The sequence below is a fragment of the Streptomyces sp. NPDC004051 genome (genome assembly GCF_053604275.1).
The window spans coordinates 1-7,861 of the sequence record NZ_JBSGHG010000073.1 but is presented as its reverse complement, the minus strand read 5'-3'; the positions used below and the strand labels follow the sequence as shown (position 1 = coordinate 7,861).

The window sequence follows — 7,861 nt, the reverse complement described above, 5'->3', positions numbered from 1 at the left end:
AAATGCGGCAGAGCATGGGCAGAACGGGCTCCTGTTACGATAACGCCGCAGCCGAAAGCTTTTTCGGGCTGCTGAAAGCGGAGATCGGAACCATCATCTGGGAGTCCCACGAGGCCGCCCGAGCTGACGTCTTCCGCTTCATCGAGGTCGAGTACAACCGCACCCGTCTACGCAAGCACCCCATCTACGGGTACGTCACCCCACTCGAAACCAGGGCACTGACGACGCAAGACTTCGCCCCCGCAGCGTAACCACCCGCTGTCCACGATCAGGGGGGAACTTCACCTTCTCCCATTCGTCCATGTTGAGGAAGGAATGGGCGCTGTTGCGATCCCGTCGCAGGTAGAGGGAGGTGGCTTGGTCCCAGGTCTTGTTCATGGGGCCCTTCTTTCCAGGAAGGCCGACAAGACCGGTGGGGGTGTAGTAGGTGCTGGTCGGGGTGAAGCCGTCCTTCACTTTGTTGAGGGCGTCGACGGCACGTTGGCAGACGGGAACGGCGATGGCCGCGATGTTCGGAGGCAGGTCCTGCTGGAGGCCCTGTAGGGTCCGAGCGGCGCGTGATGGGGTCACCAACGTGTCGAAGTCGCCGTGGCGCATGCCTTCTAGAGTGTCGAGCGCGTCGTATGCCGCCCTGAGCTGGGCCGTCTCGTTGTACTCGATGTCGGCGAGGGTCTCGCCGACATCGCGGAAGAGACGTTCGATGCTGGCAAGGTACTGCCAGTGCTTGACTGGGCTGTAGACGCTGGTTGCTCGGTCGGCGAAGTTGATTGGGTCGGTGGCTACCGCCAGAACCTTATTGACCTGGGCGGTCCACCAAGTAAAGAAGGCCATGGTCTGATCGGCGGTGACGGAGGGAGAGTTCTGCGCGCCGCGCTGGCGTGGCCCGTCAAGCCGATCGGCGTGCGGCCTGACGGTGTCAATGAGCTGGTCTGTGGGGAATGTGAGCCCGCGGACAGGTTGGCCGAACAGCCACACGCCGGCGGCATAAGCCCGGGACGCAGGCGCGCCAACAACGTAGGGCGCCAGGGTAAGCAGTGCGGGCGCGGTGAACAGTTCGGCTGCGAAGATGCCGCTTGTCGCCAGGGCACGACCTGCGGGGAGGCTGTCGCCGAGCAGCTGAGTGGGCGCCAGTTCGGCGGTGAGTAGGAACTTGGCGAGGGTGTAGCGGGCGGAGAGCTGGCTGGCCACGTCCACGACCAGCAACTCGGACTGCGGTAGTCGCTTCGCTGCCTCGGTGAAGAACGTCCTCATGACATCGGGTAGTTGCGCCGTGGGCGTGTGGCAGAAGCTGAGCTGGAACCGTGCGACATCGGAGGAATGAGTGTCCATGTTCCGCAGCCGTCTCGACTCCTCAATCACTACGCCGCTGGTGGACGCGGTGAGGCGCGAGGGCTGTTCTGCCAGGGTTCCGAGGAAATCGAACTGGTTCGCACGTATATGACGGGTGGTCAGTAGGGTCGGCGGCTGCTTGCGGTATGACTCGGCGGTACGCACCCGCCAGTGGTCGTTCTCATCCCGGATCTCCCAGCCAGTCATGCTGGCGATCTCGCTTCGGCGGCTCGCCACTCCGGCCGGCCGCTGCACAATTGTCCACTGGTTGGGTGTCGGGGTCGTCACGCACCCCATGATGGCCCCCTGTGGCTGTGCTGTGGCCAACTCCGTCGATGGTGGGGGGAGGAGCAGGTGCTGATCACCCGCGGTGGGCTCAGGCCGGAACCGGTGACGGACGGATGTGGCGCTTCGTTTCCTCCGAGTCTGTCTCGCTCGCCGGTACAGTCGAGCGCGCGAGGGGCGGAAGCCACTGCCGATGGCTTCCGCCCCTCGCGTTTGGTGAAAGGGCTCGGCCCTCGGGTTCCCGCGGCACGGCGCGGGAGAAGAACTCCTTGGCGGCTTGTGCGTCGAGGTTCTCGTTCATGGTTGCGGAGTGCTGCAGTGCTTCGCCCGTCACCTGGGCGGGAATGTCGAGGTGCTTCTGTTTGTATCCTTGCGGCTCCTACTGCTTGTTTGGCGACTGCTTGCATGCGTCTAGACACATTGTGTGTCATGTGAACAAAATGGATCATGGCTTCTCAGGTCTCTCACGATGCGTCAGCCTCCGCTCTGGGCTACCTGTATCAGGCGAAGTGGGCGCTGCTGGAGTTGCTGCGTGGGTCGTCTGAACGGCCTGACGGGGCGATTAGCCTGGAGTTGCATGATGACGTGGCGTGGGAGGTCGCGGATCGTCCTGTTGATCTGCTGCAGACCAAGTTCCATCCCCGGTCGACGCGTATGTTGGGGGATCGGGATGACGATCTGTGGCGCACGATTCGGTCGTGGATGGATACCCATGATCCTGGCGATGCGGACGGGCCGTGGTTGACGCTCGTCACCACCCAGAAGGCCCGCGAGGACTCGGCGGCGGCCGCCCTGCGTGGAGCGAGTCGAGAACCTGCCGTGGCGCTGCGGCGGCTTGAGGCGGCTGCGGCTGATTCGGAGTCGAAGGTGACCGCGGAGGCGCGGGCGCGTTTTTTGGCCTTGCCGGTCCGGGAGCGGACGGCATTCGTTGAGCGTATGCGGGTCATCGACGGCACACTCGGCATCGACGATCTCGACCAGGCGGTGCGGCAGTTGTTGCGCTCCGGCCTGCCGGCTGATGGTCGTCCGCAGGCTGCGTTCATGGAGCAGTTGTGGGCGTGGTGGTATGACCAGGCCGTGGAGATGCTGCAGAAGCGGCGGACGAGTGTCTCGGTGGAGGCGGTGTACCGGCGGGTGGCGCAGATCCGGGACGACTATACCGCTGACCGGCTGCCGACCCTGGTGGAGCGCGGTGACTGGCGTGCCGCGCAGCGGGAGGGGGCGGATTACAGCGAGCAGTGCTTCGTCCATCAGCTGCGGTGGGTCAATCTCGGCCGGCCGGAGCTGGAGAAGGCGATGATGGACTACTACCGGGCCTACAACCAGGCCATCGCCTGGGTGGACAGCGACCTGATCGCCCTGGACGAGCTGGAGCGCTACCAGGAGGAGCTGGTCGACGAGTGGGAGCGGCTCTTTGCTCGTATGGCGCGACGACTGCCGGCGAATGCGAGTGAGCAGGACCGCCAGGACGCGGGCGAAGAGCTGTTGTGGCAGGTGCTGGACAGCGTCACCGTGAAGATTCGTGATCAGTACGACCAGATCTTCTTCCACCGCGGTCAGCACCACTGCCTGGCGGATGAGGGCCGCGTGGGGTGGCATCCGGAGTTCGTGCAGAGGGTGAAGGCCCTGACCGTCGGGGCCGTCCATGCCTAGCGGCATCAGACGGCCCCAGGCTGTCGCCGCCTTCTTGAACCCTGCCCTGGTGGGCGCGGTGCAGGCCGTGATCGCCCATGAGTACGCGCTCAAGCGGAACAGGGCGATGGTGTGGCCGCTGGCGTTGGTGCTTCCCGTGCTGGTGCTGCACCGTTCCACGCGTGAAGCGTTGCCACCCAGCATCCGGACGCATCTGCCGACGTGGGTCGCGCGGCATCCGGCGCTGCTGGCAGGCTTCGGCGCCCGGGTCGACTCGACACTGCCGGTGCTTCGCGAGGGCCTGCGCTTCGCAATACGGTACGGGCTGATCCGGGTGGGCGACGGAGTCGTGCAGGCCGCGCCCGTCTCCATGCGCGGGGTGGACGGGGAACTGCGGGAGGTGTTGAAGGCGGCGCGTCTGGTGGGCAAGTGGGCGGCGACCGTGGATCAGCCTTCCACTCTTTTGGCACTACTGGGCGTGAGGGTCTGATCATTGTGCAGCTTCGGTCTTTGATTCTTTACAGCAAGAGCGGCAAGGTCCGCGAGCTGAGGTTCCGGCTGGGTGAGCTCAACATCATCACCGGCAGTTCACGGACCGGGAAAAGCATCGTTTTGGACATTGTCGACTTCTGCCTGGGCCGTGACGACGCCCCCGTCTCGGTCGGCCCGATCACCCGGACCGTCGAGTGGGTGGCGGTGGTGCTGCAGCTGCCCGACACCCGGGCGTTCGTGGCGCGCCGACTGCCCGCCAAGGGCAAGAAGTCGGTCTCCACGGCGATGCTGGAGTTCGGCTCGGCTCTGGAGGCGCTGCCGTACGGGCGGCTGGAGAACAACTGTGACTCTGACGAACTGCGCCAGCAGCTCGGCCGCAGGATCGGCCTGGGCGATGTGCGCAGCGAACCCCAGCGCGGCAGCTTGCAGGCACCCTTTGCGGTCCATCTGGGACACGCGGCGCCATTGTGCCTGCAGAACCAGGACGAGATCACCACACGCAGCATCCTCTTCCACCGGCAGGGCGAGCGCGACGGAGGCGCACGACTGGCCGCCACCCTGCCGTACTTCCTCGGCGCGGTCGGCGAGGACCAAGCGCAAAAGCAGCACGAGCTGACGACCGCGCGGCGCCTGCTGCGGCGCAGGCAGCAGGCGCTGAAGACGGCGGAGAGTGCTGACGGGGATATCGACGCCCGGCTGCACCTGCTGCTGGCCCAGGCCCGCACCGCGGGACTGATGCCGCCGCAGGAAGAGTTCACCAGCCGCGAAGCATTGATCGACGCGCTGCGCGAAGCGGTGCGTTTCCCGCCGTCGGCCGCTGGTGAGGAGTCGTCCCAGACCGAGCGCACCGCCGCACTGCAGGAACGCCGCAACCGTCTGCGGGCCCAGCTGGGCGAGATCAACGAGCAGCGGCAGTTTCTGCGGCGGCAGGAAGCCGAAGAAGACAGCTACACCCAGGTGGTACAACGCGGTATCTCCCGCCTGCACGCCGTCCACCTTCTCCCCGACACCGGCCCGGAAGCCGCGGACGCGGCCTGCCCGCTGTGCGGATCGCAGCTGCCGCAGCCCGATGCCGCGGTCGACGACATGCACCAGACGCTGAATGCTCTGCGCGGCCAGCTCGACTCCGTGCGCACCGTGCGTCCCCGGCGCGAGGAAACACTGCGAATACTGGCCGACCAGGCCGATGCCGTCCGGGAGGAACTGCGCGGCGTCGAAGGGGCCCTCAATTCGCTGGCCGAGCTGGAAGCCAGCCGGACCTACTTCCGCGCCCAGGCAGAGGAACGGGCCTTCCTGCGCGGGCGGATCGACGCCCACCTCAGCCAGCTTCCGGACACCGGGGACGACTACGACGGCAGCCTCCTGCAGCTGCGGTCGGCCGTGGCGTTCGCACAGGCCACCGTCGACGACCTCGAAGTCGAACTCGACGCCGACGCCGTGCAGGACCGACTCGAACATGCCCTGAACTACATCAGCACCGATATGACCGCTTACGCCCAGGAACTCAAGCTCGAGCACAGCGAACGCAACATCCGCCTGGACGTGCGCAAACTGACCGTCCTGGCCGACACCGACCAGGGCATTACCCCCCTGCTGCGCATCGGCAGCGGCGAGAACTGGGTCGGCTACCACCTCGTCGCCCACCTGGCCCTGCACCGCTACTTCACCCTTTACCAGCGGCCCGTGCCCCGCATGCTCCTGCTGGACCAGATAACCCAGCCCTTCTACCCCTCCGACGTCGCCAAAGCCACTGGCAACGCCGACCTCATCCGCTCCGACAAGGATCGCAACACCGTCCGCGGCATGTTCGAGCTCATGTACCGCTTCGTAACCGACCTCGCACCGAACTTCCAGCTCATCGTCAGCGACCACGCCAACCTTCCCGACCAGTGGTACCAAGACTGCGTCCGTTACAACTGGCGCGACGGCGACGCCCTCATTCCCCAAGCCTGGATCGACGAGCACACCGGTTAGTACTCCAGTTGCAGTTCGCTATCTCTGCTGGTCAGAGGCGTCTTCTTGAGTCTATTGGGCTGCCGTGGCGTCAGGTGCCGGAAGTTCGTAACCTCCACCGTGGCGGCGACGGTAGTGGCAGCGTCGTGAGATTGCCTGGTGGCGGCGCCGCCACCAGGACCAGCTCAGCGCGTGATCGGTTTTCCGCCGGTGTGTCGGTGGGGGACGGTGAACTGCCAGGAGCCGCCGGACTTCTGCCACGGTGAGGGGTGCAAGGTCACCGGAACCGTTTCTGCGACCCCCCTTGCCGTCGTTGCGGTGGCGGACATGGCCGCGAGGAAGGCGTGGGCCAGCATGGCGAGGGTGATGTGCCGGTACCAGCCCGGATAGCGTCGGACCTCGTACTGATCCAGGCCGCATTCGTTCTTCGCGGCCTGGAAGCACTCCTCGATCGCCCACCGGCTGCCGGCGATCCGGGCCAGCTCGGGAACCTCGGTGCCGACGGGTGCGTAGGCGAGGTAGTAGGCGATCTCTTCCGGCCGGGCGAGGCTGCGGCGGGCCAGAACCCACCGGTCGTGCGTGGGCTGATCACCGTCGAAGTCGTAGATGACCGGCAGTTTCGCCGCAACCCAGTCGTAGACGCGCGGCCCCTTCGCCCCGTCACCGCAGGAATGACGTTCCCAGGCCTCGTCCGGCGCTTGGGCGATGACGAGATCGATCCGGCCCAGTGCGGGGACGGGCTGGGACTTCGGGACGGCCAGGACGTAGCCGACGCCGGCTTCCTCCAGCATCCGCCGCAGCCGCCATTCCTGGCCATAGGCCGAGTCCGCAGTCACCCAGGCGATGGGCAGTGGCGAGGCCAGGGCCCGCTGGATCATGGCTTTGGCGAGGTCGCCCTTGGTCGCGAAGTCGCGGTCGTCGGGTATCTTCGCCGCCCGGCAGCGGTCCCGGTCGCCGATCCAGGACTTCGGCAGATACAACTCCCGGTCCACCAGTGCCCGTCCGTACCGGGAAGCGTAGGCGGCGAAGACCCCGATCTGGCAGTTCTCCGTACGGCCGGCAGTCCCCGAGTACTGCCGCTGGACGCCGGCCGAGACCGTGCCCTTCTTCAGAAAGCCGGTGTCGTCGATGATCAGCACACCGTCCGGCTCCCCGAGCTTCTCGGCGACGTACTCCTGCAGGTCGTCACGCACCTCGTCGGGACTCCAGCGTGCACGGTTCAGCAGATTCTGCAGACCCGCAGGGGTGCGGTGGCCTGCGTACTCGGCCAGCTGCCTGGGGGTTGGCCCCTGCGGGGACTGTTCTTCCGGCCCACCGGACCGAGCAGGCCATGGATGTAGGCCCGCATCTGCCGCCGTAGGTCCACTCGCCCGAACCGGTGACCGACCCGAACAAGCACCTCTTCCAACTCCGCCGACCAGACGTCGGGCCGCACATCCTGCATGACAATCACAACGGACCGCCACGGTGGAGGTTACGAACTTCCGGCACCTGACGCCACGGCAGCCCAATAGACTCAAGAAGACGCCTCTGACCAGCAGAGATAGCGAACTGCAACTGGAGTATTAGGCGCCCGGCCTGCACGAGTCCCTGGTGGGGCTCGGAGAGGGCGACTTCGTCATCGTCGACGGGACACTCATGCCGACCGACCGCATCAAGGCGGACGAGCCGTACTACTCCCAAAAGAACAAGAAGCACGGCATGAACGTACAGGTCATCGCACGTCCGGACGGCATCCCACTCTGGTTCTCCCGCGTGATGCCAGGCTGCACCCACAACCTGACCGCGGCCCGCGCACACGGCATCGTCCAAGCCTGCTTGACCAAGCAGATCCCGGTGCTCGCGGACCGCACCTACCAGGGCGCCGGCGCCACGATGCGCACCCCGTGCTACCACCACGAACAGCCCGAGCACTACCAGCAGTTCAACCGCGACCACGCCCGTCTCCGGGTACCAGGAGAACGAGCCTTCGCGCGCCTCAGGTCCTGGCGGGTGCTACGGCGAGCACGCTGTTCGACCAACCGCATCGGCAGGACCGTGGCAGCCGTGCACACCCTTCTCACTTGTGACTATTCAGAGCTCGTAACACGATCATGATCGGGCTTTCTTGAGACGTCTCCAGCAGATCAGGCTGCAGGCCAGGGAGACGAAGGCATCGTGGAGTTCGGTG

At 65.9% G+C, this 7,861-nt stretch carries 5 protein-coding genes and 2 pseudogenes; 5 read left to right on the top strand and 2 right to left on the bottom strand.

The genetic code is table 11. The features are described 5' to 3' along the window. Positions 1–251, top strand: a 251-nt coding sequence (locus ACWEQO_RS34375; protein WP_452986444.1) for an integrase core domain-containing protein, incomplete at its 5' end; no start/stop codon positions are given. Here ACWEQO_RS34375 and ACWEQO_RS34370 read toward each other — a convergent pair. After that, a complete protein-coding gene (locus ACWEQO_RS34370) occupies positions 196–1,617 on the bottom strand; it encodes a hypothetical protein (protein WP_452986443.1) in 1,422 nt (473 codons plus the stop codon). The two genes, ACWEQO_RS34375 and ACWEQO_RS34370, sit on opposite strands and share 56 nt — an antisense overlap. Before the next feature lie 444 nt (positions 1,618–2,061). On the opposite strand from ACWEQO_RS34370, the gene ACWEQO_RS34365 reads away from it, so the two are divergent. The 3 genes from ACWEQO_RS34365 to ACWEQO_RS34355 are packed head-to-tail and all read left to right on the top strand — an operon-like array spanning position 2,062 to position 5,712. Then, positions 2,062–3,267: an ABC-three component system protein gene (locus tag ACWEQO_RS34365; protein WP_452986442.1), complete on the top strand. Its 1,206-nt coding sequence runs from the start codon at positions 2,062–2,064 to the stop codon at positions 3,265–3,267. Next, complete coding sequence (locus tag ACWEQO_RS34360; protein WP_452986441.1) at positions 3,260–3,736, top strand: three component ABC system middle component; 477 nt, start codon at positions 3,260–3,262, stop codon at positions 3,734–3,736. Before ACWEQO_RS34365 ends, ACWEQO_RS34360 begins: the two co-directional genes overlap by 8 nt. A gap of 20 nt (positions 3,737–3,756) precedes the next feature. After that, on the top strand, positions 3,757–5,712 hold the full coding sequence (locus ACWEQO_RS34355; protein ID WP_452986440.1) for a DUF3732 domain-containing protein: 1,956 nt from the start codon (positions 3,757–3,759) through the stop codon (positions 5,710–5,712). Between the two features lie 164 nt (positions 5,713–5,876). Here the strand turns inward: ACWEQO_RS34355 and ACWEQO_RS34350 are convergent. Beyond that, positions 5,877–7,135: pseudogene (locus tag ACWEQO_RS34350) on the bottom strand (IS701 family transposase). Between the two features lie 125 nt (positions 7,136–7,260). Between ACWEQO_RS34350 and ACWEQO_RS34345 the strand changes: the two are divergent. Then, positions 7,261–7,788, top strand: a pseudogene (locus ACWEQO_RS34345) (transposase family protein); the annotation flags it as partial. Between the last annotated feature and the right edge of the window lie 73 nt (positions 7,789–7,861).

Excerpts from the sequence above, each read along its gene's own strand:
- ACWEQO_RS34365 (WP_452986442.1), top strand. The coding sequence starts at position 2,062 with ATGGCTTCTCAGGTCTCTCACGATGCGTCAGCCTCCGCTCTGGGCTAC.
- ACWEQO_RS34360 (WP_452986441.1), top strand. The coding sequence starts at position 3,260 with ATGCCTAGCGGCATCAGACGGCCCCAGGCTGTCGCCGCCTTCTTGAAC.